The sequence below is a fragment of the Nonomuraea sp. NPDC050547 genome, from assembly GCF_044457345.1.
In the GTDB taxonomy this organism is placed as follows: Bacteria; Actinomycetota; Actinomycetes; order Streptosporangiales; family Streptosporangiaceae; genus Nonomuraea.
Window position 1 is genome coordinate 64,231 of sequence record NZ_JBITGW010000022.1, and the last position, 26,406, is coordinate 90,636.

The 26,406-nt window shown below is 70.5% G+C and carries 18 protein-coding genes; 12 read left to right on the forward strand and 6 right to left on the reverse strand.

The window, feature by feature from the left end; translation table 11 throughout:
* Positions 1-54 precede the first annotated feature (54 nt).
* Positions 55-657 (forward strand): response regulator transcription factor, encoded by a 603-nt coding sequence (locus ACIBHY_RS43500; RefSeq protein ID WP_397255186.1) that lies wholly within the window; start codon positions 55-57, stop codon positions 655-657.
* A gap of 339 nt (positions 658-996) precedes the next feature.
* Here the strand turns inward: ACIBHY_RS43500 and ACIBHY_RS43505 are convergent, their stop codons facing one another.
* The gene (locus tag ACIBHY_RS43505) at positions 997-2,112 is read right to left on the reverse strand and encodes a PP2C family protein-serine/threonine phosphatase (RefSeq protein WP_397255184.1); all 1,116 of its coding nucleotides are present in this window, start codon (positions 2,110-2,112) and stop codon (positions 997-999) included.
* A 118-nt stretch (positions 2,113-2,230) separates the two neighbouring features.
* Here ACIBHY_RS43505 and ACIBHY_RS43510 point away from each other — a divergent pair, with 118 nt between their 5' ends.
* The gene (locus tag ACIBHY_RS43510; RefSeq protein WP_397255182.1) at positions 2,231-3,457 is read left to right on the forward strand and encodes a GNAT family N-acetyltransferase; all 1,227 of its coding nucleotides are present in this window, start codon (positions 2,231-2,233) and stop codon (positions 3,455-3,457) included.
* A 711-nt stretch (positions 3,458-4,168) separates the two neighbouring features.
* Here the strand turns inward: ACIBHY_RS43510 and ACIBHY_RS43515 are convergent.
* Entirely contained in the window at positions 4,169-4,897 is a 729-nt protein-coding gene (locus ACIBHY_RS43515; RefSeq protein ID WP_397309799.1) for an SDR family oxidoreductase, read from the reverse strand.
* 10 nt (positions 4,898-4,907) lie between these two features.
* Positions 4,908-5,393 carry a peptide deformylase gene (gene def, locus ACIBHY_RS43520; RefSeq protein ID WP_397255178.1) on the reverse strand — a complete coding sequence of 162 codons (486 nt, stop codon included), beginning with the start codon at positions 5,391-5,393 and terminating at the stop codon, positions 4,908-4,910.
* A 100-nt stretch (positions 5,394-5,493) separates the two neighbouring features.
* Between def and ACIBHY_RS43525 the strand changes: the two genes are divergently transcribed.
* The gene (locus ACIBHY_RS43525; RefSeq protein WP_397255176.1) at positions 5,494-5,970 is read left to right on the forward strand and encodes a ribose-5-phosphate isomerase; all 477 of its coding nucleotides are present in this window, start codon (positions 5,494-5,496) and stop codon (positions 5,968-5,970) included.
* Between the two features lie 382 nt (positions 5,971-6,352).
* Here ACIBHY_RS43525 and ACIBHY_RS43530 read toward each other — a convergent pair whose 3' ends face one another.
* From ACIBHY_RS43530 to ACIBHY_RS43540, 3 genes are read right to left on the reverse strand one after another with little or no spacing between them, the layout of a single operon-like run.
* On the reverse strand, positions 6,353-7,756 hold the full coding sequence (locus tag ACIBHY_RS43530) for an aldehyde dehydrogenase family protein (protein ID WP_397309800.1): 1,404 nt from the start codon (positions 7,754-7,756) through the stop codon (positions 6,353-6,355).
* Positions 7,757-7,781: 25 nt separating this feature from the next.
* Positions 7,782-9,122: a DUF2254 domain-containing protein gene (locus ACIBHY_RS43535; RefSeq protein ID WP_397255172.1), complete on the reverse strand. Its 1,341-nt coding sequence runs from the start codon at positions 9,120-9,122 to the stop codon at positions 7,782-7,784.
* A 9-nt stretch (positions 9,123-9,131) separates the two neighbouring features.
* Positions 9,132-9,752, reverse strand: a complete 621-nt coding sequence (locus ACIBHY_RS43540) for a DsbA family protein (RefSeq protein ID WP_397255170.1) — start codon at positions 9,750-9,752, stop codon at positions 9,132-9,134.
* A gap of 91 nt (positions 9,753-9,843) precedes the next feature.
* On the opposite strand from ACIBHY_RS43540, the gene pepN reads away from it, so the two are divergent.
* From pepN to ACIBHY_RS43585, 9 genes are all read left to right on the forward strand, one after another.
* On the forward strand, positions 9,844-12,408 hold the full coding sequence (pepN, locus tag ACIBHY_RS43545) for an aminopeptidase N (protein WP_397309801.1): 2,565 nt from the start codon (positions 9,844-9,846) through the stop codon (positions 12,406-12,408).
* Between the two features lie 316 nt (positions 12,409-12,724).
* Complete coding sequence (locus ACIBHY_RS43550) at positions 12,725-13,942, forward strand: ROK family protein (protein WP_397255166.1); 1,218 nt, start codon at positions 12,725-12,727, stop codon at positions 13,940-13,942.
* Positions 13,939-14,877, forward strand: coding sequence for a carbohydrate ABC transporter permease (locus ACIBHY_RS43555; protein WP_397255165.1), 939 nt, complete (start codon positions 13,939-13,941; stop codon positions 14,875-14,877). Before ACIBHY_RS43550 ends, ACIBHY_RS43555 begins: the two co-directional genes overlap by 4 nt.
* The gene (locus ACIBHY_RS43560) at positions 14,870-15,676 is read left to right on the forward strand and encodes a carbohydrate ABC transporter permease (protein ID WP_397309802.1); all 807 of its coding nucleotides are present in this window, start codon (positions 14,870-14,872) and stop codon (positions 15,674-15,676) included. Before ACIBHY_RS43555 ends, ACIBHY_RS43560 begins: the two co-directional genes overlap by 8 nt.
* Positions 15,677-15,688: 12 nt before the next feature.
* Positions 15,689-16,945 carry an ABC transporter substrate-binding protein gene (locus ACIBHY_RS43565; protein ID WP_397309803.1) on the forward strand — a complete coding sequence of 419 codons (1,257 nt, stop codon included), beginning with the start codon at positions 15,689-15,691 and terminating at the stop codon, positions 16,943-16,945.
* A 31-nt stretch (positions 16,946-16,976) separates the two neighbouring features.
* Positions 16,977-18,047, forward strand: a complete 1,071-nt coding sequence (locus ACIBHY_RS43570; RefSeq protein ID WP_397255159.1) for a glycoside hydrolase family 15 protein — start codon at positions 16,977-16,979, stop codon at positions 18,045-18,047.
* Positions 18,044-20,251 (forward strand): TIM-barrel domain-containing protein, encoded by a 2,208-nt coding sequence (locus tag ACIBHY_RS43575; RefSeq protein WP_397309804.1) that lies wholly within the window; start codon positions 18,044-18,046, stop codon positions 20,249-20,251. The genes ACIBHY_RS43570 and ACIBHY_RS43575 overlap by 4 nt, the downstream gene beginning before the upstream one ends.
* A 14-nt stretch (positions 20,252-20,265) precedes the next feature.
* Positions 20,266-23,505 carry a TIM-barrel domain-containing protein gene (locus ACIBHY_RS43580; RefSeq protein ID WP_397309805.1) on the forward strand — a complete coding sequence of 1,080 codons (3,240 nt, stop codon included), beginning with the start codon at positions 20,266-20,268 and terminating at the stop codon, positions 23,503-23,505.
* Complete coding sequence (locus ACIBHY_RS43585) at positions 23,502-26,333, forward strand: TIM-barrel domain-containing protein (RefSeq protein WP_397309806.1); 2,832 nt, start codon at positions 23,502-23,504, stop codon at positions 26,331-26,333. The genes ACIBHY_RS43580 and ACIBHY_RS43585 overlap by 4 nt, the downstream gene beginning before the upstream one ends.
* The last annotated feature ends 73 nt before the right edge of the window (positions 26,334-26,406 follow it).

A 26,406-nucleotide genomic window follows, 5' to 3' on the forward strand; every position in this document is an offset into this window, starting at 1 on the left:
GCGTTGACAGTGCGCAGTCGCGCGATCACCCTGGGGTATGACGAAGGGAGCACGTTGATCCGGATCCTCGTTGCCGAACACCTGCCGCTCGTACGGCGAGGCTTGGTGTCCTCGCTGGAAGCCGAGGCAGACCTGTCGGTCGTGGCCGAGCTCGGCAACGGCGAGGACGTGGTGCCGGAAGCCCTGACGCACCTGCCGGCGGCGGCCGTCATCGACCTGGACCTGCCCGGCGGCGGCCTGGCCGTCACCACCCGCCTGCACGAGAAGGCGCCCGGCTGCAAGGTGCTCGTCGTCTCCGCCCATCCCAACGCGGGGCAGGTGCGGGGGGCGTTCGCGGCGCACGCGCTCGGGTTCATGAGCCTCGACGTGGGTCCCGAGCAGCTGGCGGAAGGCGTGCGGCAGATCGCGGCCGGCCGGCGGGCGGTGGACTCCGACCTGGCCGTCGCGGCGCTGGAGTCGGCGGCCAACCCGCTGACCCGGCGCGAGCTCGACGTACTGCGGATCGCGGCCGGTGGAGCGCGGTCCACGGAGATCGCCGATCAGCTGTTCCTCTCAGTGGGGACGGTACGCAACCACCTGTCGCGCATCATGTGCAAGACGGGCGCGCGCAACCGGCTCGACGCGGTCCGCATCGCCAGCGACTCCGGCTGGCTCTGAGGATCTTCGCAGGTGGCACACCAGCCGAGGCTCCGGCTGGTGCCCGCGGCCGAGCACGGCGGCGGCCTCCCCCACGTTGGCCACACCGACCACAGACGCGCGGCCCGCGAGCGACCACGGGGCCACCTGGCTTCTGGCCGGGCCCCGGCGGAACCGCGCCGCTCCCCCGGGACCCGGGGATCTTGAGCTGCTCTCAGCGGAGCCGCACGATATTGCGCCTCTTTCCGCGCGGCACGGGGGGTTGACCCTCTGAGAATCTCAGGCCGCCACCGGCCCCTGCCAGTGACCGCGCACACCATCTGCGCATGAAAGAGCACACAGGGTCACCCGTGTGAAACGTCACGGCCGCCAGATCAGCACCAGGGCGCAGTCGTCGTTGTGTCCCGACGACATCGAGTTGACCAGCGCGCGGGCGCCGTCGCGGAAGCCGTTGGGCAGCAGCCGCTCGGCCTCGCCCAGCAGGCGGTCCAGGCCCGCGTCGATGTCACGGCCCGGCTGCTCGATCAGCCCGTCGGTGTAGAGCAGCAGCGCGTCGCCCTTGCGCAGCACGCCGCTGTCCGGCTCGCAGTGCAGGTCGGGCACCACGCCCAGGACCACGCCCTTGGCCGTGGCCACCTGCCAGCCGCCGGTGCCCGCGTCGAGCTTGACCACGGGCGGGTGCCCCGCCGAGGTGATCGTGTAGGCGCCCGTGGCCAGGTTGATGCGTACGTGCACCGCCGTCACGAAGCCCTCGTCGCCGCGCTGGCGGTGAAGGTAGGTGTTGCAGGCGGGCAGGAAGTCGTCGACGGAGCCGAGCAGCCCGCCGAACGTACCGGACAGCAGCAGCGCCCTGGTGCCGGCGTCGACGCCCTTGCCGGAGACGTCCACGAGCGCGATCTCCAGGTTGTCGCCGTCGCGCATCGAGACGAGGAAGTCGCCGCCGAAGGAGGAGCCGCCCGCCTGCTTGAGCACGACCTTGCCGCCCCAGTCCTTGGGCAGCGCGGGCAGCTCGCCCTGGCTTTTGAGCCGGTCGCGCAGCTCCAGCAGCATCGCGTCGCCGCGCAGGCCCTGCACGCCGAGCTTGCCGCGGGTACGCGCCATGAGCACGGCCAGCACGGTCGTGAACCCGATCGTCACCATGAGCCCGAGCCCGACCCTGCCGACGCCCAGCGTGATCGCGATGTACCCCAGCGCGACGGCCACCACGACCAGCAGCTTGGCCAGGCTCCGCAGCCGCAGCTGCAGCCCGCCCACGAGCGTGATGAGGATCAGCAGCGAGGGCGAGAACCACTCGGTCGACACCCGGGCGGCCAGACCTCCGACGACCAGAGTCAGCACACTGAGGGTGATCGTGAGATTCCGGTCACGCGCCAGCGGTCCCCGCCTGAGGAACCGGACAACGGGCACCAGAAACGGCACCCGCACGAGGAGCGCGCGGAGCCGTGGCGGGATCAGCGGCGCCGGACGGGAACTCATGATGCGGATGACTGTATCGGTCTCATACCCGTTTGGGCAGCCCACTTGACCAACGCCTTGATCATTACGAACGGATATTGGGTGGCCCTACCCCTTTGCCCGCTCTTACGGTGGACGGATGACGTACCCGATCCGTCCCATCGATGAGTCCGAGTGGTCCGCGTACTCACGAGTACTCGGCGAAGGCTTCGGCTGGACCCCCGCCCCGGTGCAGAACGAGCGCTTCAAGGCCCAGACCGAACTCCCCCGCACGCTCGCGGCCTTCGACGGCGACACCGTGGCGGGCGTGACCGCCGTCTTCAGCCTGACCATGACCATCCCGGGCGGAACACTGCCCGTCGCGGGCGTCACCGCCGTCAGCGTGCTCCCCTCGCACCGCCGTCGCGGCCTGCTCACCTCACTCATGCGCCGCCAGCTCAACGACGTGCACGAACGGGGCGAGGCCGTAGCGGCACTCTACGCCTCCGAGTCGGCCATCTACGGCCGCTACGGGTACGGCAGGGCCGCGTCGGAACTCAGCGTGTCCATCAACAAGACCGGCGCCGCCTTCAAGCGCGACGCGCCGTCCGACCCGGAGCTGCGGCTGCGGGTGGCGAAGCCGGCCGACGTACGCGAGCAGCTGGAGAACCTGCTCTCCGAGGTCATCACCCGCCGCCCCGGCCGCTACGCCAGGAACGAGCACTTCTGGAACGGCGCCCTGGCCGACGAGGAACCCGACCAGGGCGGCAACGGCACCCTGCGCTGCATCCTGGCCGAGGACGCCGGTGGCGTACGGGGATACGCCTTGTTCCGCATCAAGTCGTCGTGGGACGACGACGGCATCCCGAACGGCGAGCTGAAGCTCTACGAGATCGAGGCCAAGGACCCCGCCGCGCATGCCGCGCTGTGGCGCAGCGTCCTGGACCGCGACCTCGTCACCAAGGTCACCGCCGGCATCGCGGTCGACGACCCCATCACCGCGCTCCTCGCCGACCCGCGCCAGCTGCGCGCCGGGTGGTCGGATGAGTTGTGGGTACGGGTGGTGGACGTGGAGAAGGCGCTGTCCGCCCGTGCCTACTCGGCTCCCGTGGACGTCGTCATCGAGGTCGAGGACGACGTGTGCGAGTGGAACGCCCGCCGCTGGCGGCTGACCGCCGACACCACGAGCGCCTCCTGCAAGGCGACGGAGGAGCCGGCCGACATCACGCTGCCGGCGTCGGCGCTGGGCACGGCGTACCTGGGCGACGGCCAGCTGACGACGCTGCTGGAGGCGGGCCTGCTGTCGGAGCACACGGCGGGCACGGTCCGTACGCTGGCCACGGCCATGTCGTGGAGCCCGAAGCCGTGGGCGGGGATGGTCTTCTGACGTAGGGTCGGGGGCATGGCATTGCAGAGCCTGCAAATCACCGCGATCACCGCGATGCGCGCACGAGACGTGTCACGGCCGAGCAAGGAACAACAGGAAGCGGCCGACCGCCGCCCCCTACGCGACGAAACCCCCCGCCGCGACCCCAAACGCCCCACCCCCCAACCCCACTGACCCCACACCCCCACCAAGCCGGCACCCCACGCCTCGTCCCGGCACCACACACCGGGACACGGATCGGCCGGCGGTGCCCCGGGCGACGGGACGCAGGACGGCGACAATGCGACACCCGCGACCATCTCGCACGACGACGCGGCAGCGCCACAGCGGCGCACCCCCACGCTTTTCCCGCGCCGCACGGCGAGACGCGGGACGGCGGTGCCCGGCGCCGCCTTACGGCGGCCAGCGTGACCGCGCGCGCCACACGAGATAGCGCGGCAGCGCCTTACGGTGGCGCACCCCCACGCTCTTCCCCGGCGCCGCGCGGTGGGATGGGGGTCGGTGGTGTTCGGCGCCGTCTTGCGGCGGGCGGGGTGGGGCATGGTGGGTGGGTAAGGGCGGAGTTGTTACGGCGGGCGACCCCGTGAGCCCTCACGACCATCGCTCGACAGACCCCAGCCCACAACGGCGGGGCGGGCAAGCCAGGCCCCGCCGTAACACAGCACCCAAGGCCCGCAACACAGCACCCAGGCCCGCAATGCGAGCACAAAGCTAGAGAAACAGTCCCCCCGTGGCGAGGAGGTTCTGGCCGGTGAGCCAGGCGGCGTCGGGGCTGCAGAGGAGGGCGATCACGCTGGCGACGTCGGCGGGGGTGCCGAGGCGTTGGAGGGCGGTGTAGGCGGGGATCGTGGCCAGGGCCTCGGGTGGGTTGGTGGAGCGGAGCAGGTCGGTGTCCGTCGCGCCCGGGGAGACGGCGTTGACGGTGATGCCGCGTCCGCCCAGTTCACGTGCCGCGACCTTGGCGAACTGCTCCACCGCCGCCTTGCTCCCCGCGTACAGGGTCAGGCCGGGGGCGGGCATGGCGGTGTTGAGGGTGGAGAGGTTGATGATCCGGCCGCCGTCGCGCATGACGCGCCCGGCCCATTGGATGGCGAGGAAGGTGGCCTTGGCGTTGACGGTGAAGACCCGGTCGAACGCCTCGTCGTCGATGTCGCCGATGAGGGTCGGGGTGCTTTCGGCGGCGTTGTTCACGAGGATGTCGAGGCCGGGCAGGATCTTCTCCGCCTCGGCGAACAGCCGGTCGAGGTCGGTGCGGGATCCCTGGTCGGCCTGTACGGCGTGGGCGCCGGTCGACTCCGTCACCTCGCGGGCGGCGTCCGCGTCGCTGCGGTAGGTGAAGACAACCTGGGCGCCGTCGGCGGCAAGGCGTTCGACGACGGCGCGGCCGATGCCGCGCGAACCACCTGTTACCAATGCTCCTTTGCCCGAAAGATCAGTCATGGGAACAAACCTACGCCCGCAGCATGATCTTGCGGGCGGCCTCCTTGGACAGATGGTCGATGTACAACTTGCCGTCCAGATGGTCCGTCTCGTGCTGGAAGCAGCGGGCCAGGGAGCCGCGGGCCCTGACGCGCAGCGGGCGTCCGAGGCGGTCGAGTCCTTCCACGGTGACCCCGGCGGCGCGGGGGGTCTGGGCGTATTGGGGCTTGCCGGTCGTACGGTCCGGCACCGACAGACAGCCCTCCTCGTCCATGACCGGGGCGGGGTCGTCCACGGTCAGCACCGGGTTGACCATGTGTCCCTTGCGTCCGCTGATGTCGTACACGAACAACCGCCGCGACACCCCGATCTGCGGACCGGCCAGGCCGACGCCGTCCACCGCGTACATCGCCTGGAACATCTCGTCGATCAGCTTGCGCAGTTCCCTGTCGAAGTCGCCGACCGGTTCGGCCGGTGTACGCAGGACAGGGTCGCCGATCACGCGGATCTCGCGCATGGATGCTCCGTAAGGGTTGCCGTAGACGAACGCTGATTACCTTAGCCAGCGCGCGGTCAGGTACGGCCTGCCGCGGCGGACCGTGTGGAAGACTGGTCCGGTGCGTGTCTACATCGGTGCCGACCATGCCGGCTATGAGCTGAAGAACCACCTGGTGTCCTGGCTGAAGGACAACGGCCACGAGGTGATCGACTGCGGCCCCGCCGTCTACGACGCGGAGGACGACTACCCAGCGTTCTGCCTGCGCGCGGCCGAGGGCGTCGCCGGCGACCCGGGCAGCCTGGGCATCGTCATCGGCGGTTCCGGCAACGGGGAGCAGATCGCGGCCAACAAGGTCCGGGGCATCCGCGCGGCGCTGGCGTGGAGCGAGGAGACGGCCCAGCTCGCCCGCGAACACAACAACGCCAACGTGATCAGCGTGGGGGCGCGCATGCACACGGCGGAGGAGGCCACCCGGTTCGTCGAGGTCTTCCTCACCACCACCTTCAGCGGCGCCGAACGCCACAGCCGCCGCATCGCCCAACTCGAAACCTACGAAACCATCGGCCAGCTCCCAGCCCTCCCCGACGCCCCGTAGAGGCCCTTTTCCCGCTTTGTTGTGCTCGTTTGCGGCGGTGCCTGTCACGGGCCTTGGTGCTGTGTTGCGGGCCTTGTGCGGTGTTACGGGCCTTGGGTGCTGTGTTACGGCGGGGCCTGGCTTGCCCGCCCCGCCGTCGTGGGCTGGGGTCTGTCGAGCGATGGTCGTGAGGGCTCACGGGGTCGCCCGCCGTAACAACTCCGCCCTTACCCACCCACCATGCCCCACCCCGCCCGCCGCAAGACGGCGCCGAACACCACCGACCCCCGTCCCACCGCGCGGCGCCGGGGAAGAGCGTGGGGGTGAGCCACCGCAGGGCCAGGTGCAGAGGCGTCTCGTGAGATGTGGGGCGCGTTGTGGCGTGGGGAGAGGGGTGGGGTGGTCAGAGTTGGAGGCTTTTGGTTTCCAGGTATTCGTCCAGGCCGAGTTCGCCCATTTCCCGGCCGATTCCGGATTGTTTGTAGCCGCCGAACGGGGCCTGGGGGTTGAAGGAGCCGCCGTTGATGGCTACCTGGCCGGTGCGTAGGCGGCGGGCCACGGCCACTGCGCGGTCCTCCGAGCCGGCCCATACCGCGCCCGACAGTCCGTACTTGGTGCCGTCGGCTATCTGGACGGCCTCGTCTTCCGACAGGTACGGGATGATCGACAGGACCGGGCCGAAGATCTCCTCCTGCTCGATCGTCATCCCAGGCGAGACCGCGGCGAAGATCGTGGGCTCGACGTAGAAGCCCGTGGGGTGGGGGGGCTCGGTGCCGCCGTAGACCAGGCGGGCGCCCTCTTCCTGGCCCCGGTTGATGTAGTGGACGACGCGGTCGCGCTGGGCGGCGGAGACGAGGGGGCCCAGGCGGTTGTCCTCGTCGAAGGGGTCGCCGACCGTGTACTTGGCCGCGGCCTCCACCGCCAGGCCCACCGCCTCGTCGTACTGGTCGCGGTGGACGAGCATGCGGGTCCACGCCGAGCACGTCTGGCCGGAGTTGACGAAGCAGTTGGCCACGCCGACCTTCACCGCGGCGCGCAGGTCGGCGTCCGGGAGGATGATGTTGGCGGACTTGCCGCCCAGCTCCAGGGCGACCCGCTTGACCGTTTCGGCGGCCAGCGAGGCCACTCTGCGGCCGGCGGTGGTGGAGCCGGTGAAGGAGACGAGGTCGACCTCGGGGTGGGTGGCCATGGCCTCGCCGACGACCGGGCCGCGGCCGCTGACCAGGTTGAAGACGCCCGGCGGCAGGCCCACGGCGTGGAAGATGTCGGCCAGCGCGTAGGCGGCGAGCGGCGCCACTTCGCTGGGCTTCAGGACCACCGTGCAGCCCGCGGCCAGGGCCGGGGCCACCTTGCAGATGATCTGGTGGAGCGGGTAGTTCCACGGGGTGATCGCGGCCACGACCCCCACGGGCTCCTTGACGATCAGGGAGTTGGCCACACGCTGCTCGCGCGGGTGGGTTTCGGCCAGTTCGGCGTAACCGGCCAGAACGCCCGCCGGCATCAGCGTCTGCACCTTCAGCGCGAAGCCGAGCGGCGCGCCCATGTCGGTGGCGATGGTCTGGGCGATCTCCCCGGCGCGCTCGGTCAGCAGGTCGGCGGCGGCGGCCAGCAGTTTGCCGCGTTCACCGCCGTCGGTCGCCGACCAGGAGGGGAAGGCCGCGCGTGCGGCTCTGACGGCGGCCTCGACGTCGTCGGGAGCGCCCGCCGGCACCCGATCGATGATCTCCTCTGTCGCGGGATTGACGACGTCGATCGCTTCTCCCGACGCGGAAGCGGTCCAGGCACCGCCGATATAGAGCTGACGCATAGCCCCCATCCTCGCGCGCCCGCCGTCACATTGCGAGGGCTTGGCGCATCACGTGGTGGGCCTGCTCCACCGCTCGCACGTCGCATTCCGGCCGGACGTGAGTGCGGGCCGTGGCCAGGACCCGGTCACCTTCTTCCAGCAGCGTACGGCGAAGCGCCGTGGAAAGCGGCAGATGTCCGAGATCCCGGAAAACTCGCAGGATTCGCACCAGCACCACGGGATTGTCCCTTGCCGACACCCGGATCATCCCGAAAGCGTGCTCGGCCAGCCTGGCGGTGTCGGTGCGCCAGGTGACCAGGCGTACCCGTCCGCGCCGGTCGGTGCGGCCTTCGGGCTCGGCCGGGATCGGGATGAGCCGGCGGAAGGCCTCGCCGAGCCATTCGACGCAGGCCAGCCCGGTGTTGGTGTCGTTGATCGCGCGGGACAGCGCGCGCAGGGCGATCTCCACGATCCGGTTGACCGGCCCGACGACGGTGGAGCCGGTGCGGGGCAGCGGGCACAGGGTGATCCAGCGGTCCATCCGCCGCAGGTCGCCGCGGGTGAGGGCGACCGGGGTGGAGGTGACGGCCACGGGCGTTCCCTGGATGACGAACGTGCCGGGCAGGTGGACGAGCGTGACGACCGTGTCGCGGCGCACCGCCCAGCGGACGATCGGGCGGTCGTGGACGAGGTCCAGGTAGCCGGAGCGGGCGGCGAGGATCGCGCTGCCCTCCGCCGCGGGCGGTTCGGCGGGCTCGCCTTCGAAGTCGCGGTGGAGCAGCCAGTCGACCTCGCGTACCAGGCGGGGCAGGACGACGGGGATGCGGACCTCGCTGACGACCGCCTGCACGAACAGCACGAGCATCACCAGGCAGGCGCCGGTGAGCAGCTGGGTGGCGAACAGGCCGAGCGACGGGATGACCACGTCGCGGCTCATGGAGCTGGTGGTGCGGTTGCCGAAGATCCAGGTGCCGAGGAACAGCCCGATGGTGACCTGGACGACCCGGTTGCGCAGGAAGTCGCCGATCAGGCGCGGGCCGAGCTGGGAGGAGGCGAGCTGGACGGCGACCAGCGTGAGCGAGATCAGCAGCGTGATGGAGCTGATCAGCGCGCCGGTCAGCGTCGCGAGGCTGCCCTTCACGCCCTCCTTCAGGTCGCTCAAGGTCGAGGCGTCGGCGGGCAACGTGAACTGGTGAAGCTCCAGCTCCTCCAGGAGCGCCTGCGCGGCCGTGCTGCGCTCCAGCGCCACCTGCAGTTCCTCGACCGCGTACGCGCCGAGGTAGGCGCCGGACATCATCAGCAGCGGCACGAACCAGATCGTGTCCCGCAGGCGCTCCCCACGCGGCTTCAGCGAGAGGTAGTCGCCGATTCCCCCGAATCGTCCCACGCAGGGGTTCTACCCGAATACGGGCTCCCTGGTACGCGTGCGCTTGAGCTCGAAGAAGTCCTCGAACCCGGTCACGAGCCGAACGCCGTCCCAGAGACGGCCGGCGTCCTCCCCGCGCGGGATCGAGGTGATCACGGGGCCGAAGAAGGCGTTGGAGCCGACGCGGATGACCGGGGTCCCCACTTCCTGGCCGACCAGCCCGATGCCCTCGTTGTGGGAGGCGCGCACGTCGTCGTCGTACTCCTCGGAGTTCATGGCGGCGGCGAGTTCGGGGTCCAGGCCCGCGGCGCTCAGCGCGGATTCGACCAGTTCGCGCAGCTTGGCGAGGCGCTTGATGCCGCGCTCGTTGTGCAGGCGGGTGCCGAGTTCGGTGTACAGGGGGCCGACGGCGGCCTCGCCGTACTTCTGCCTGGCCGCGGCGACGACGCGGACCGGCTCGATGGCCCGCGCGATCTGCTCGCGGTAGGCCTCGGACACATCCTTGCCCTCGTTCAGCACGTTGAGGCTCATGATGTGCCAGCGGATCTCGATGGGACGGACCTGCGCCACCTCGATGAGCCACCGGGAGGTGACCCACGCGTAGGGGCAGAAAGGATCGAACCAGAGATCTACAGGAGTCTTCTCAGTCACGCAGGGTCATAACCTGGAGGGGAATGAAGGCTATTCCCATCATGGGAAGATTCCGGCAAACCCCGATGAAGTGGTGTAGAAGGAGCGGAACTTGGCAGGGAACCTTACCCGGGACGAAGCACGCGAGCGCGCCCGGCTGCTCAAGGTCGAATCGTATGAGGTCGCGCTCGACCTGACCGAAGGCGAAGAACGATTCGAGAGCGTGACGACCGTCCGCTTCAACGCGCAGCCGGGCGCCTCGACGTTCATCGACCTGCACGACGCGCGCGTGCGCCAGGTGACGCTGAACGGCGTCGACCTCGGCGCCGCCGCCTACGACGCGGAGAAGGGACGTTTCCCGCTCGACGGCCTGGCCGAGAGCAACGAGCTGCGCATCGACGCCGACTGCGCCTACACGCGCTCCGGCGAGGGCCTGCACCGGTTCGTCGACCCGGTCGACCAGAAGGTCTACCTGCACAGCCAGTTCGAGACCGCCGACGCGCACCGGATGTACGCCTGCTTCGACCAGCCCGACCTGAAGGCCACCTTCCAGCTGACCGTGCTGGCGCCGGCCGACTGGGAGGTGGTCTCCAACGCCGCGGCGGACAACGTCGAGCCGCTGCCCCAGGAGGGCGGCAAGCACGGCGCGGTCCACGCGGACAGCAAGTGGGTGTTCCCGGCCACGGCCGTCATGTCCACCTACATCACGGCGCTGGTGGCGGGGCCGTACCACAAGGTCACCGCCGAGCACGACGGCATCCCCCTGGGCATCTACTGCCGGGCCTCGCTGGCCGAGCACCTCGACGCCGACAACATCCTCGAGGTCACCCGGCAGGGCTTCGACTTCTTCCACAAGGTGTTCGGGGTCCGGTACCCGTTCGGCAAGTACGACCAGCTGTTCGTGCCGGAGTTCAACGCCGGCGCGATGGAGAACGCGGGCTGCGTGACGTTCCTGGAGGACTACGTCTTCCGCTCCCGCGTCACCGACGCCGTGGTCGAGCGCCGCGCCGAGACGATCCTGCACGAGATGGCGCACATGTGGTTCGGCGACCTGGTCACCATGCGCTGGTGGGATGACCTGTGGCTGAACGAGTCGTTCGCCACCTACATGTCCGTGCTGTGCCAGGCCGAGGCCACCCGCTGGGGCCAGGGCGCGTGGACGACGTTCGCGAACGTGGAGAAGTCCTGGGCCTACCGCCAGGACCAGCTGCCGAGCACCCACCCGATCGCCGCCGACATCGTCGACATGCAGGCGGTCGAGGTCAACTTCGACGGCATCACCTACGCCAAGGGCGCCTCGGTGCTCAAGCAGCTGGTCGCCTACGTCGGCCTGGACAACTTCCTGGCCGGGGTCCGCGACTACTTCAAGGACCACGCCTGGGGCAACACCGAGCTCAAGGACCTGCTGAGCGCCCTGGAGCGCACCTCGGGCCGTGACCTGTCGTCGTGGTCGAAGGAGTGGCTGGAGACCTCCTGGGTCAACACGCTGCGCCCCTCGTTCACGGTGTCGGCCGACGGCCGGTTCGAGAGCTTCGAGGTGCTGCAGGAGGCTCCGGCCGACTACCCGACGCTGCGCTCGCACCGCGTCGCGATCGGCCTGTACTCGCTGGTGGACGGCGTGCTCACCCGGACCAAGCGGGTCGAGCTGGATGTCGTCGGCGCCCGTACCGCGGTGGCCGACCTGGTCGGCGAGCAGCAGCCGGACCTGGTGCTGGTCAACGACGACGACCTGACGTACGCCAAGATCCGCCTGGACGATCGGTCGCTGCGCACGCTGGTCGAAGGCGGCATCACGAAGTTCGCCGACTCGCTGCCGAGGGCCCTGTGCTGGTCGGCCGCCTGGGACATGACGCGCGACGGCGAGATGTCCACGCGCGACTACGTCAGGCTGGTCGTCTCCGGCGGCGGCACGGTCAAGGACCTCACGGTTCTGCAGACGGTGCTGCGGCAGGCGCGTCTGGCCGTCCAGCAGTACGCCGACCCGGCCTGGCGGCCCGAGGGCCTGGCCCAGCTGGCCACGATGGCGCGTGAGCTCATCGCCGGGGCCGAGGCGGGCTCGGACTACCAGCTGGCCTACGTGCAGGCCTTCGCCGGCGTGGCCGTCGGCGAGGGCGACCTGGACGTGCTGGCGGGCATCGTGGACGGCTCCGCCGTACCGGATGGCCTGACCGTCGACGCGGACCTGCGCTGGACGCTCATCCACGCGCTGGTCTCCGGCGGGCGGCTGGGCGAGGCGGACATCGCCGCCGAGCTCGAGCGCGACGCCACCGCGACCGGCGAGCGTTCTGCGGCGCTGTGCCGGGCGGCGATCCCCACGCCCGAGGCCAAGCAGGCCGCCTGGACCGCGATCGTGGGCGGGGAGCTGGCCAACGCCGTCTTCCGTACGACGGTCGGCGGGTTCCAGGACCCGCACCACCCGGAGCTGCTGGCGCCGTTCAGGGAGAAGTACTTCGCCGAGGTCGGCCGTGTCTACAAGGAGTGGAGCTTCGACGTCGCGCAGGGCTTCGCGGTGGGCTGCTTCCCCGCGCTGCAGGTCGAGCAGGAGACGCTGGACGCCGCCCAGGCGTACCTGGCCGGGGGCGACGTGCCGCAGGCACTGCGCCGCATGATCCTGGAGGGCGAGGACGGGGTCCGGCGCGCGCTGCGCAACCGGGCCACGGACGCCGCCGCCTCCTGACCACGGGCACCGCGAAGCCCCCGCCGGGTCCCGTCCGGCGGGGGCTTCGCGGTCTCACGCTGACGCGCCCCCCAGCTCGTCTTCGCTGGCACTGGCCGGAGCGGTGCGGTCGCTGACATCACCGCCTCCGCCACAGCCAGTACCGCCCCCGTGTCCCCCGTGCCTCCACCTTGCCGACGCCCGCCTGGACGGAACACCTCTAACCTTCCAGGTTCACAAAAGTCCGCACATCTCCCCTCTTGACAGGTGAGGAGCCCCGGCCGCATATTTTCACCACTAACTTTATGACTAAAGAAAGTCGAGGGCAGTCGAAGGAATGGCAGGCACAGACCGCGGCGACCTCACCCGGACGGCGATCCTCGCCCTGCTGGGCACGGTGGGACCGCTGAGCCGTACCGAGATCGCACGGGAGCTGGACCTCAGCCCCGCGAGCGTCACGCAGCTCACCCGCGAGCTGATGGGCTCGGGCATGCTGGAGGAGCTCGACCTCAAGCCGTCGCGCGGCGGCCGGCCCGCGCAGCGGCTCGGCCTCGTCGGCAGCGCGGGCCGGGCGCTCGGCGTGAAGGTGACCGCCGACCACCTGGTGCTCGTGGACGTCAGGCTCGACGGCGAGGTGCTCGGCTCCTGGGAGCGGCCCTTCGACCCGGCCGCCCCCGGCTGCCTCGACGAGCTCGGCGCGGCCATCGCCTCGGTGCTGGAGGAGATCGACGGCGCGCCGCCGCTGCTCGGCGTCGGCGTCGGGGTGCCGGGCAGCGTCGAGGACCAGGCCGTCGGCACCGTGAACGCGCCCACGCTCGGGTGGCAGGCCATGCCCGTCGGCGACCGGCTGCGCCGCCGCCTCGACCTGCCGGTGCTGGTGGAGAACGACGTCAACGCCCTCGCCGCTGCCGAGCGCCTGTACGGCAGAGGCCGCACCCACCGCGACTTCCTCGTGCTGACGATAGGCCGGGGCGTCGGCGCCGCCGTGGTGGCCGACGGGCGCGTGTACCGCGGCGCCAGGGGCGGCGCGGGCGAGTTCGGCCACGTCCCCGTCGCGCCCGACGGGCCGGTGTGCGGGTGCGGCGCGACCGGGTGCCTGGAGGCGTTCGTGGGCGCGGCGGGCCTGGCCGCCGCCGCCCGCGCCAAGGGCCTGCGGACCGGAGACCCGGCCCAGGTCACCGAGGGCGCGGCCATCAGGGAGCTGGGACGGGCGGCGGTCCACCCCGGCGCGGCGCGCGAGGTGTTCACCGACGCGGCCGCCATCCTCGGCCGCGCCACCGCCGGGCTCGTGAACGTGGTGGACCCCGAGGTCGTGGTGGTCCTGGGCGAGGGCACGGCGCAGTGGGCGCACTGGAGCGAGAGCTTCCACGCCACGCTGCGCGCGCACCTGCTGCCTGGGCGGCGCGACATCGCGGTCGAGGTGGAGAGCTGGGACGACACGAGCTGGGCGCAGGGCGCGGCGGCGCTGGTGCTGGCCACCCCGTTCGACGCGGCGGGGGCGGCGGGCGAGCAGGGCCGCCTGGTCCGCGCCCGGCTGATAGGAGCCGCGACGTGACCGGCCCCCCGACCACGACGGCGCCCAGGACCGCGGTACGGGCGGCCCCCATGAAGCCCGTCTCACCCAGGCGCGGCGGCAGGTGGCGCTACGCCGGGACCGTGGCCGTCTTCCTGCTGCCCAGCGCGATCCCCCTGATGCTCTACACGATCATCCCGATGCTGGGCTCCCTCTGGACGAGCCTGCACGAGTGGGACCTGATCACCGACATGCGCTGGGTCGGCCTCGGCAACTACGCCGAGCTGCTGGGCGACCCCCAGACCCTGACGGCGTTCGGCAACACCCTGTACTTCATCGCCGGATACCTCCCCCTCGTCTACGCCGGCGGCCTGGGCCTGGCGCTGCTGCTCAACCGGGCGATGCGCGGCAGGAGCCTGCTGCGCGGCATCTACTTCCTGCCGGTGATCACCAGCTGGGTGGTCGTGGCGCTGATGTGGAAGTGGCTGCTCAACCCGGCCAGCGGCCTGGTCAACTGGGCGCTCGGGCTGGTGGGCGTCAGCGGGCCCGGCTGGTGGACCGACCCCGACTGGGCGATGCCCTCGGTGATCCTGGCCTCGGCCTGGAAGGACCTCGGGTTCGTGATGGTGATCCTGCTGGCGGGCCTGCAGGCGATCCCGAAGGAGTACCAGGAGGCGGCGCTCGTGGACGGCGCGTCGGCCTGGCAGCGCTTCCGGCGGATCACGCTGCCGCTGCTGTCGCCCTCGACGTTCTTCGTGGTCGTGATCTCGCTGATCAACGGCTTCCAGGTCTTCGACCAGGTGCGGATCATGGCGGGCGGCAACGCGCAGGTGGTGGTCACGCAGATCTACGACCTGACCTTCCGGTACGGCAGGGCGGGCATGGCCTCGGCCCTTTCGTGGCTGTTGTTCGCCGTGGTGCTGGTCGTGACCGCCGTCCAGATCAGGGCGCAGCGCAGGTGGGTGACCTATGGGTAGGGCAGCCAGGTATCTGCTGGTGACGCTGGGCGCGGCGGTGATGCTGTTCCCGTTCGCCTGGGCGGTCATCACCTCGCTGACGCCGGGTGACGCGGTGCTGGCCGTACCGCCGGACTTCACGCCGGACGGCGCGGGCCTCGACGCCTACCGCAAGCTGATGGAGACGCTGCCGTTCTGGCGGATCCTGCTCAACAGCGTGTGGATCGGCGTGGCCTCGACGGTGCTGCAGCTGCTGACCAGCGCGATGGCGGCCTACGCCTTCGCCAGGCTGCCGTTCCCCGGGCGCGGGGCGCTGTTCAGCGTGTATCTGGCGACGCTGATGATGCCGCTGCCGGTGCTGGTCGTGCCGCTGTTCATCGAGATGCGGACGCTGGGCCTGGTCGACACCTACTTCGCGCTGCTGGCGCCGACGATCGCCTCGGCGTTCGGGGTGTTCCTGCTGCGGCAGGCGATCAACCAGGTGCCGAAGGAGTTCGACGAGGCGGCCGTGCTGGACGGGGCCGGACATTTCCGGATTTTTCTGTACATCGTGCTGCCGCTGATCCGGCCGGCGCTGGCGACCTTCGCCATCTTCGGCTTCATGGCCAGCTGGAACAGCTACCTGTGGCCGTTGATCATCATCAAGTCGCCGGAGTTCATGACGCTGCCGCTCGGCCTGGCCACGCTCCACGGCCAGTTCACGACGCGGTGGGACGTGGTCATGGCCGGCTCGGTGGTCAGCGTGGTGCCCATCCTCATCCTCTACGTCTTCGCGCAGAAGCACGTCATCGCCAGCGTGGCCCAAACAGGGCTCAAGTAAAGGAACACGGATATGTCGCGAAAGATCATGACCACTCTGGTCGCCACCGCGCTGCTGGCCACCGCGTGCTCCCAGGGATCGGCCACCAAGGCCCCCACCGACGAGGGCGGCAAGACGACGCTGCGCTACTTCACCTTCTCCGCCGCCCCCGACCACGTGAAGGACCTCGACGCGATCACCGCGGCCTTCGAGAAGGCCAACCCGGCCATCGACGTCGTGGTGGAGACCGCCCCCTACGAGCAGTACTTCACCAAGCTCCAGACCAGCATCGCCGGCGGCACCGCCCCCGACACCTTCGAGCTCAACTACGAGAACTTCGTCACCTACGCCGGCGCCGGCTCCCTGCTCGACCTCGGCGCCGTCGCGGGCGACGGCGACAGCTCCGCCTACGCCGCCGAGTCGCTCAACTCCTTCAAGCACGACGGCAAGCAGTACGCGCTGCCCGCCTCCTTCTCGACCGTTGTGCTCTTCTACAACAAGGACCTGTTCGAGAAGGCCGGGATCGAGCCGCCCACGGCCGACTGGACGTGGGCCGACGAGCAGGCCGCGGCCGAGAAGCTCACGGACAAGAAGGCCAAGGTGTACGGCGACTACCAGCCGGTCCAGTTCTTCGAGTTCTACAAGACGCTCAAGCAGGCCGGCGGCGAGTTCCTGTCGGCCGACGGCAAGAAGTCCGCCTTCAACTCCCCCGCCGGCGTCAAGGCCGCCACCTGGCTGGTGTCCAAGGTCGGCAAGACCATGCCCACCGAGGCCGAGATCGGCGGCACCGCCGACTACGACACCAACCTGTTCAAGTCCGGCAAGCTCGCCATGTGGCACAACGGCATCTGGCAGTTCGCCGGGCTGAAGGACGTGCCGTTCGAGTGGGACGTCGTCGTCGAGCCCGGTGACTCGGCCAAGGCCAGCGCCGTCTTCCACAACGCCGTCGCCGCCTCGGCCACCACCAAGAACGGCAAGGCCGCCTACGCCTGGGCCAAGTTCCTCAGCTCCTCCGACGTCGCGGCCAACACCCGCATCGCCTCCTCGTGGGAGCTGCCGCCCGTCTCCGACCAGCAACTGCTGGCCGGATATCTCAAGGACCCCAAGCCCGCCAACCGGCAGGCCGTCTTCGACTCGCTGAAGTCGATCGCGCTTCCTCCGGTCATCAAGCGCCAGCAGGAGATGCAGGACGCGGTGACCAAGGAGCTGACCGAGGCCGCCGCCGGCCGCAAGCCCGTCGAGGAAGCGCTCAAGTCCGCCGCCGCCAAGGTCGACGCCCTGCTGGGCTGACCGAACAGATCTGCTGAGGAGTTCCGCACCCGTGTCCCTCGTCGCCCACAGCCTCGACGTGATCCGCAGGTACCAGTCGTCCAGCGGGGCCTACCCGGCCTCGCCGTCCTTCTCCGCCTACCAGGGCTTCTCCTGGCTGCGCGACGGCGCGTTCATCGCCGAGGGGGTGAGCAGGCACGGCGACGCCGACGGCGCCGCCGCCTTCCACCGCTGGTCGGCGGGCGTCATCGCGGACCGCGCCGGGCAGGTCGAGTCGCTGGTCTCCCGCGAGGGCCCGATCCCGCCCGGCGACATGCTGCCCACCCGCTTCACCCTCGACGGGCTCAACGGCGACGACGGGTGGTGGGACTTCCAGCTCGACGGCTACGGCACCTGGCTGTGGGCGCTGGCCGAGCACACCCGCCGCCACGGCGCGGTGCCGGAGACCGAGAAGGGCGTGCGCACCGCCGCGCGCTACCTGTCGGCCTTCTGGTCGCTGCCCTGCTACGACTGGTGGGAGGAGAACGTCGAGCGGCGGCACGTCGCCACCCTCGGTTCCATCCACGCCGGTCTGCGGGCCGCGCGGGCGCTCGGCGCGCTCTCCCCCTCCGAGGGTACGGCCGCCGCCGAAGCCGTGGCCGGGATCGAGGCGCTCGTGTCGGCCGAAGGCGTGGTGGACGGACGGCTGCGCAAGTGGCTGGGCAGCGACGCGGTGGACGGCAGCCTGCTGGCCTGCGTGGAGCCGTTCGGTCTCTACCCGGCCGCTCATCCGGTCGGGGCGGCCACGGTCGCCGAGGTGGAGCGGCAACTGGCCCGCGACGGCGGCGTCTACCGCTACCTGAAGGACACCTTCTACGGCGGCGGCCGCTGGGTGCTGCTGGCCGGATTTCTCGGCTGGAACCACGCCCGGTCCGGCCGGCCGGACGAGGCCCGCCGCTACCTGGACTGGATGGCCGCCCAGGCCACCCCCTCCGGCGACCTGCCCGAGCAGGTGTCCGACCTGCTGCTGGCCCCCGAGTACGAGCGGGAGTGGCTGGACCGCTGGGGCACCGTGGCCACGCCGCTGCTGTGGTCGCACGGCATGTACCTGATCCTCGCCGACGAGCTGGGAGTCTCCTCATGATCCGTCACCGGCCCTTCGGCTCCGGCCACCCGTACGCGCTGACCGAGGATCAGCGCGTGCCCGCCTCGCCGCTCGCGGGTGAGGCGGTCGAGCTGCGGGTGCGGGCGTCGGCCAAGGTCAGCGCGATCGAGTGCGAGTGGCACGAGGAAGGCGCCCCGGCGACCGGCCTCACGCTGACCCGCACGGGCGACACCCAGCCCGCCGGCACCCAGCCTGATGGTGACGACAACCAGCTCGACGGTGGGCATCTGGCCGCCGCTCAGGCCAGGGCGGCGCGGGCCGCGGCGGGGTCGTGGAGTGTCACCACCCCGGCGCTGGAGGCGGGCAGGCGGTACCGCTACCGGTTCCGCGCGCGGCTGGCGGACGGCGGCAGCCGTACGAGCGGATGGTTCGAGGTGACGGCGGCGGTCTGGTCGGAGGGCGGCGGGAAGCTGCACGGCGAGCGGATCGTGCCGGGCAGCGTGCGGTGGCTGAGCGACGGTGACGGCGTGCGGCGGGTGCGGTTCGAGCTGGAGCTGGACCGCGGCGAGCACGTCGTCGGGTTCGGGGAGCGCTTCGACGCCGTCGACCAGCGCGGGCGCGCGCTGGACGCGGTGGTGTTCGAGCAGTACAAGGCGCAGGGCGAGCACGGCCGCACCTATCTGCCGATGCCGTTCGCCCTCGTGGTGGGCGGGGGCGGCTGGGGCTTCCACGTGGTCACCAGCCGCCGCACCTGGTACGAGATCGGCGACACGATCCGGGTCGAGGCCGAGGTCGGGCCCGAGGCGGAACTGACCGTGCGCACCTACGACGGCGGCCCCGCCCAGGTGCTCGACGCCTTCCTGGACGACGCCGGGCGGCCGGTGGAGCTGCCCGCGTGGGTGTTCCGGCTCTGGGCCAGCGGCAACGAGTGGAACACCCGGCAGCGGGTGATGGCCGAGATGGACCGGCACCGCGAGCACGACATCCCGGTGGGCGCGCTGGTCATCGAGGCGTGGAGCGACGAGAGCACGTTCACCGCCTTCCGCGGCGCCGTCTACGAGCCGGCCGAGGAGCCGCACAGCTACGCCGACTACACCTTCCCCTCCGACGGCCCGTGGCCCGACCCCAAGGGCATGGTCGACGAGCTGCACGAGCGCGGCGTGAAGGTGCTGCTGTGGCAGATCCCGCTGCAGAAGACGCGCCCGCACCCCCGCCATCAGGCGGCGGTGGACGCGCGGCAGCTGACCGAGCGCGGCTACGGCGTGAAGGAGTCCGGCGGACGGCCCTACCGCAACCGCGGCTGGTGGTTCCCGCTGGCGCTGATGCCCGACCTGTCCTCGCCCGAGGTTCGGGACTGGTGGACGGCCAAGCGCCGCTACCTGGTCGAGGAGGTCGGCGTCGACGGCTTCAAGACCGACGGCGGCGAGCACGCGTGGGGCCACGACCTGCGCTACGCCGACGGCCGCTCGGGCGCGGAGGGCAACGGGCTGTTCCCCGTGCACTACGCGCGGGCGTTCGGGGACCTGCTGCGGGCCTCCGGCAAGGCGCCGGTGACGTTCAGCAGGGCCGGGTTCACCGGGTCGCAGCCGCACGGCGCGTTCTGGGCCGGGGACGAGGACTCGACCTGGCCGGCGTTCCGCAACTCGATCAGGGCCGGGATCACCGCCTCCGCCTGCGGGATCGTCTACTGGGGGTGGGACCTGGCCGGGTTCTCCGGGGAGGTGCCGGGGGCGGAGCTCTATCTCCGGGCGGCGGGGACCTCGTGCTTCATGCCGATCATGCAATACCACTCGGAGTTCAACCACCACCGCACGCCGAGCCGGGACCGCACGCCGTGGAACGTGGCGGAGCGCACCGGTGACGACCGGGTGCTGCCGGTCTTCCGCCGGTTCGCCCATCTGCGCGAGCGGCTGGTGCCGTACCTGGCGGAGGAGGCGCGCAAGGCGGTCGGCGGGGGCGCGCCGCTGATGCGGGGGCTGTTCTTCGATCACCCGGACGATCCGGCGATCTGGCGCTTCCCGCTGCAGTACAAGCTGGGGGACGCGTTGCTGGTCGCGCCGGTCACCGATCCCGACATTTCGGAAATCTCGGTCTATCTACCTGAAGGCGCGTGGGTCGACGTCTGGACCGGCACGCGCCTCGACGGCGGGCAGGAGGTCACGCTGCCCGCTCCCCTCGACCGCCCGCCCGTGCTCTGCTCCGCCGAGCGCTGGCCCGAGCTGTCCGCCGTCTTCTCCGTCTGAGAGGTGCTCCACCCGTGATCCGCTTACGGTCGGGCGTCGTCGTCGCGGCGATCGTCCTGCTTGCCTCCCTCGTCACCGTCCCCGCGTACGCCCTCGACGGCGTCTTCCACCACCCGACCGGCATCGACGACCTGTACTCCAGCGAGCCCCACGAGCGCACGCCGCGCGACCCGATGGCCGGGGAGGCGGTGACGGTCAAGGCGACCACCTGGCCGATCGAGCCCGGCCAGACGGTCTGGGCCACCTGGACCAAGAACGGCGTCAACCAGACCCCGGTCGGCGCCGCCTGGGACCACAACAGCGGCAACAACAGCTACTGGAAGATCAACCTGGGCACTTTCGCCCGCGGCGACAAGATCAGCTACACGGTCAACGCGGACGTGAACGGCGGCGGCCAGAAGTCCGTCGGCCCGTTCCCGTTCACGGTCACCTCGTGGAGCTCGCCGACCAACATCACCGGCTTCACCAACAACGGCACCTCGGTCGACGTGACCACCGGCGACAGCGCGGGCGGCCTCACGCCGAAGATCCGCTTCGCCTTCCCGGCCGCCGAGCGCTTCCGCACCCAGGTCGCGCCGAACGGCCAGGGCCTGAACATCTCCGGCGCCTCCGGCTACACCGTGTCCGACTCGGCGGGCACGCTGACGATCTCGACCAGCGCGATGGTGCTGAAGCTCCAGAAGTCGCCGTACCGGCTGTCGGTCTACAAGTCCGACGGCACCACGCTGATCACCCGGCAGGACGCGGCGAACCTGCGCTGGGCCAGCGACGGCGCCACGACCGTGACCAAGATCGAGGACGCGTACAGCTCACCCTCGGGAGAGCGCTTCGAGGGGTACGGCGAGCGCTACGACCGCCTCGACCAGCGCGGCACCGAGGTTCACAACTACGTCTACAACCAGTACCGCGACCAGGGCGCCACCCGGCGCACCTACCTGAGCGTCCCGTTCTTCCTGAACTCGGCCGGCTACGGCCTCTACGTGAACACCAGCCGCTACGCCCGCTTCGCCCCCGGCGACCGGGCGGCCTTCACCGTGGACACCGGCGGCGCCCTGAACTCCACCCTCGACTACCACGTCTTCACCGGCACGCCCGCGAAGATCGTCGACGACTACACGGCGGTCACCGGCCGCCCGCAGCTGCCGCCCAAGTGGGCGTTCGGCGTGTGGATGTCGGCCAACGAGTGGAACACCCAGGCCGAGGTGGAGAGCGAGCTCGGCAAGGTCACCACGAACAAGATCCCGCACACCGCCCTGGTGCTGGAGCAGTGGAGTGACGAGGCCACGTTCTACGTCTGGCACGGCGCCACGTACACGCCGACGCCCGGCAGCGGCAAGCTCTCCTACGCCAACCTGAGCTTCCCCGCGGGCACCGCCTGGCAGAACCCCAAGGCCATGGTCACCAACGCTCACAACAAGGGCGTGAAGGTGATCCTCTGGCAGATCCCGGTGCTCAAGGAGAACTTCGACAGCAACCCGCCGACCGCCCCGCAGCAGCACCTCAACGACAGGGCCTACGCGCAGGCGCAGAACTACGTCGTGAAGAACCCGACGAACGGCCCCTACCGCATTCCGACCGGGCAGTGGTTCGGCGACAGCACGGTGCCGGACTTCACCAGTGCGTCGGCGACCAGCTGGTGGATGAGCAAGCGCGACTACCTCATGGACGAGGTGGGCATCGACGGCTTCAAGACCGACGGCAGCGAGGCGATCTTCGGCAGGGGCGTGCAGTTCGCCGACGGCCGCAAGGGCGACGAGATGCACAACGCCTACCCCAACAGCTACACCCAGGCCTACAACGCCTACGTCAAGGGCAAGAACGCGCAGAACACGATCTTCAGCCGGGCCGGCACCGCGGGCGCGCAGGCCAACTCGATCTTCTGGGCGGGTGACCAGAACTCCAGCTTCCCCGCCTTCCAGGAGGCGGTGCGGGCGATGATCTCGGCGGGGCAGTCGGGCGTGCCGTACACGGCGTGGGACCTGGCCGGCTTCACCGGCGACTTCCCGAGCGCGGAGCTGTATCTGCGCAGCGCGGCGCAGGCGGTGTTCTCGCCGGTCATGCAGTACCACTCGGAGAAGGCCAATCCGCCGGTCTCCGAGGCGCGCACGCCGTGGAACGTGCAGGCGCGCACCGGCGACACCACGGTCGTGCCGACGTTCCGCAAGTTCGCCAACGTGCGGATGAACCTGATCCCCTACCTCTACACCGAGGCCAAGGCCGGCTCGGTCACCGGCGCTCCGATGATGCGCGCGATGAGCTACTCCTTCCCCGGTGACGCGGCGGCCGCGGCGCAGGACCAGCAGTACATGTTCGGCTCGCAGCTGCTCGTGGCGCCGGTCACCGCGCAGGGGGCCTCGTCCAGGAACGTCTACCTGCCCGCGGGCGAGTGGTACGACCTGTGGAACGGCGGGCGCTTCACCGGTCCGGGCACCAAGACGTACGCGGCCGGGCTGGACACGATCCCGGTCTACGCCAAGCCGGGCGCGATCATCCCGCTGAACCTCAACGCGGACTACGAGCTGGGCGGCGAGATCGGTAACAGCGTCTCCAGCTACACCAATCTCGCCTTCCGGATTTATCCGGCGGGGTCCACCTCCTACTCGTATTTCGAGGATTCGGCGGGCGTGAGCCGTACCATCTCCAGCGCCGAGAACTGGGGCGCGCACACGGCCACGGTCACGGTCCCCGCGCTGACGACCACCAGCACGCTGCAGGTGGCCTCCACCAAGCCGGGCACGGTCACCGGCGCCACGGCGCGCGCCACGCTCGCCGACCTCAAGGCGGCGTCCGAGGGCTGGTGGTGGGACCCGGTCCAGCAGCTCACGCACGTCAAGCTGGCCAGTGCCACCGGCAACCGCACGATCGTGCTCAACGGCGTGGACAAGGCCGCCTACGAGGCCGAGTTCGCCGCCGGGACCGGCACGAGCACCAACAACGACCACCCCGGCTACACCGGCACCGGCTTCGTGGACGGCTTCGCCCAGGCGGGCGACGCGGTCACCTTCCAGGTGAAGGCGGACGCGGCGGGCAGCCACCAGCTGAAGTTCCGCTACTCCACGACCGTCGCGGCCACCCGCACCGTGTACGTGGACGGCGTCTCCGCCGGCACCCTGCCGCTGCCCGCCCAGCCGAACTGGGACACCTGGGGCACGGCCACGCTCCCGGTCAGCCTGACCGCGGGCGCCCACACCATCAAGATCGAGTACGCGAGCAACGGGATCAACCTCGACAACCTGGCGGTGGCCCGGCCATGAGACGCGTCCTGATCCTCCTGGCCGCGTTGCTGGCCCCGCTGCTCATCGCCCTGCCCGCGCAGGCGGCGGTGCAGCGGGTCCAGTTCACCAGCGGCTCGACCTACCTGATCGTGGAGTTCCTCGACGACGACCTGGTGCACTTCGAACTGGCCAACGGCAGCAGCCCGGGAACCGGCGCGCCGCTGTTCACCACGCCGCAGATCGCCAAGAAGGACTACACCGGCCCGACCAGCTTCAACCAGTCGGGCAACACGCTCACCACGGCCGCGATGAAGGTCGAGGTCACCCCCGGCACGCTGTGCGTGAAGGTCTCCGACCCCACGCGTCAGCTGTACGAGGCCTGCCCCCGCAACCTGGGCCAGGCGTGGAAGGGCCTGAGCCTCACCAAGGGCCAGATCCAGAACGCCTACGGCCTCGGCGAGCAGTTCTTCATGGGCGGCAGCGCCGACGGCGACTGGGTGGGGCGCACCCGGACCCCCGGCGGCCAGTACGGCAACGCCATGGCCTACGACACCGACAACGGCCCGGTCGGCAACGCCCAGATCCCGGTGCTGTTCGCGGTCGGCGCGAGCAACCTCAACTACGGCCTCCTGCTCGACCAGGTCTACAAGCAGGAGTGGAACCTGACCGGCGACCCCTGGACGGTCGACACGTGGGGCGACCAGCTCCGGTGGTACACGATGACCGGCGCCGACCTGCCCGACCTGCGCAAGGACTACCTGGAGCTGACCGGCCGCCCGCCGGTGCCGCCGAAGAAGTCGCTGGGCCTGTGGGTGTCGGAGTTCGGCTACGACAACTGGGCCGAGATCGACAACCGGCTCACCGGCCTGCGGACGGCGAAGTTCCCGGTGGACGGCTTCGTGCTGGACCTGCCGTGGTTCGGCGGGGTGACCGCCGGTTCCGACAACACCCGCATGGGCTCACTTTCCTGGGATACATCAGCCTTCCCCAACCCATCTGCCGCTATTTCCGATTATCAGGCGAACAAGGGCATCGGCCTGATGACCATAGAAGAGTCCTACATCGGCAAGAACCGGCCGGAGCACTCCGACATGGCCGCCCGCGGCTACCTCAACCGGGCGGGCTGCGCGACCTGCCTGCCCGCCTACCTCACCACCAACGACTGGTGGGGCCGCGGCGGCATGATCGACTGGACCCAGGACGCCGCCGGCGACCACTGGCACACCACCAAACGCAAGCCGCTGATCGACCAGGGCGTCCAGGGCCACTGGCTCGACCTCGGCGAGCCCGAGATGTACGACGCGGGCGACTGGACCGCCGGAGTCCTGCCCGGCAAGCACGCCCACGCCGACTACCACAACGTCTACAACCTCAAGTGGGCCGAGAGCATCGCCCGCGGCTACGCCGCCGGCACGACCAAGCGCCCCTTCCTGCTGGCCCGCTCCGGCGCCGCCGGCATGCAGCGCCACGGCGTCGCCATGTGGTCGGCCGACATCGGCTCGAAGCTGACCGCGCTGGCCCAGCAGCAGAACGTCCAGATGCACATGTCGATGTCCGGCATCGACTACTTCGGCTCCGACATCGGCGGCTTCCGCCGCGAGATGCTCGACTCCGACCTCAACGAGCTCTACACCCAGTGGCTGGCCAACGGCGCCTGGTTCGAGGTGCCGGTCCGCCCGCACACCGAGAACCTGTGCAACTGCGCGCAGACCTCCCCCGACCAGATCGGCCACGTGCCCAGCAACCTCGCCAACCTCCGCCAGAGGTACGAGCTCACGCCCTACTACTACTCGCTCGCGCACCGGGCCAACCGGACCGGCGAACCGCTGGTGCCGCCGCTGGTCTACCACTACCAGAACGACCCGAACGTCCGGGAGATGGGCAGCGAGAAGCTCATCGGCCGCGACCTGCTCGTCGGCGTCGTCGCCGGCAAGAACGAACGCAAGAGGAACATGTACCTGCCCGCGGGGACATGGTTCGACTACCGCACGGGCGAGAAGCTGACCAGCACCGGCCAGTGGTTCAACGACCGGCCGCTGTGGGTCGGCGGCGAGTTCCGGCTGCCCGCCTTCGCCAGGGCGGGGGCGATCATCCCCAAGATGTTCGTGGACGACAAGACCATGAACGTGCTGGGCAAGCGGACCGACTCCAGCACCCGCGACGAGCTGGTCGCCCGGGTGTACGCCGATCCGGCGGCCTCGAACTTCACCCTCTACGAGGACGACGGGGCCACCACCGCCTACCAGGGCGGGGCCGTACGGACGACACAGCTCGGACAGCAGCTCAGCGGCTCGACCGCGACCGTCACGGTGGCCGCGTCCAGCGGCACGTACACGGGCGCGCCGGCCGCGCGGCGCAACGTCGTCGAGCTGGTCGCCGACACCCAGGCCTCGGCGGTCACGCTGAACGGCACGCCGCTCACCCAGCACGCGGACAAGGCCGCCTTCGACGCGGCCGCGAGCGGCTGGTACAACGCCGGCGGCAACCTCGTCGTGGCCAAGTCGGCGAGCGTGAGCGTCACCACGGCCAAGTCGTTCGCGTTCACGCTCGGCCAGGCGCCGGTGTCGATGACGTTCTCCTGCGCCAACGGCACCACCACGCCCGGCCAGTCCGTCTACGCCGTGGGCGGCGTCCCGCAGCTGGGCGACTGGTCGGTCGCGAACGCGGTCAAGCTGTCGCCGACGGCGTACCCGACCTGGACCGGCACGATCGGCAAGCTCCCGCCGAACACCCCGGTCGAGTGGAAGTGCGTCAAGCGTCAGGAGGCCGGTTTCCCCGACACCGCCGACCAGTGGCAGCCGGGCGCCAACAGCGCCTTCACCACCCCCGCCACCGGCAGCGGAGGCACCACGACCGGCGCGTTCTGAACAATGCGGGCGCTCCCCTCTTCCGGGGGGCGCCCGCTTCTTGATTCCCGCGTGGCAGGCAGGTGCCGGTGTT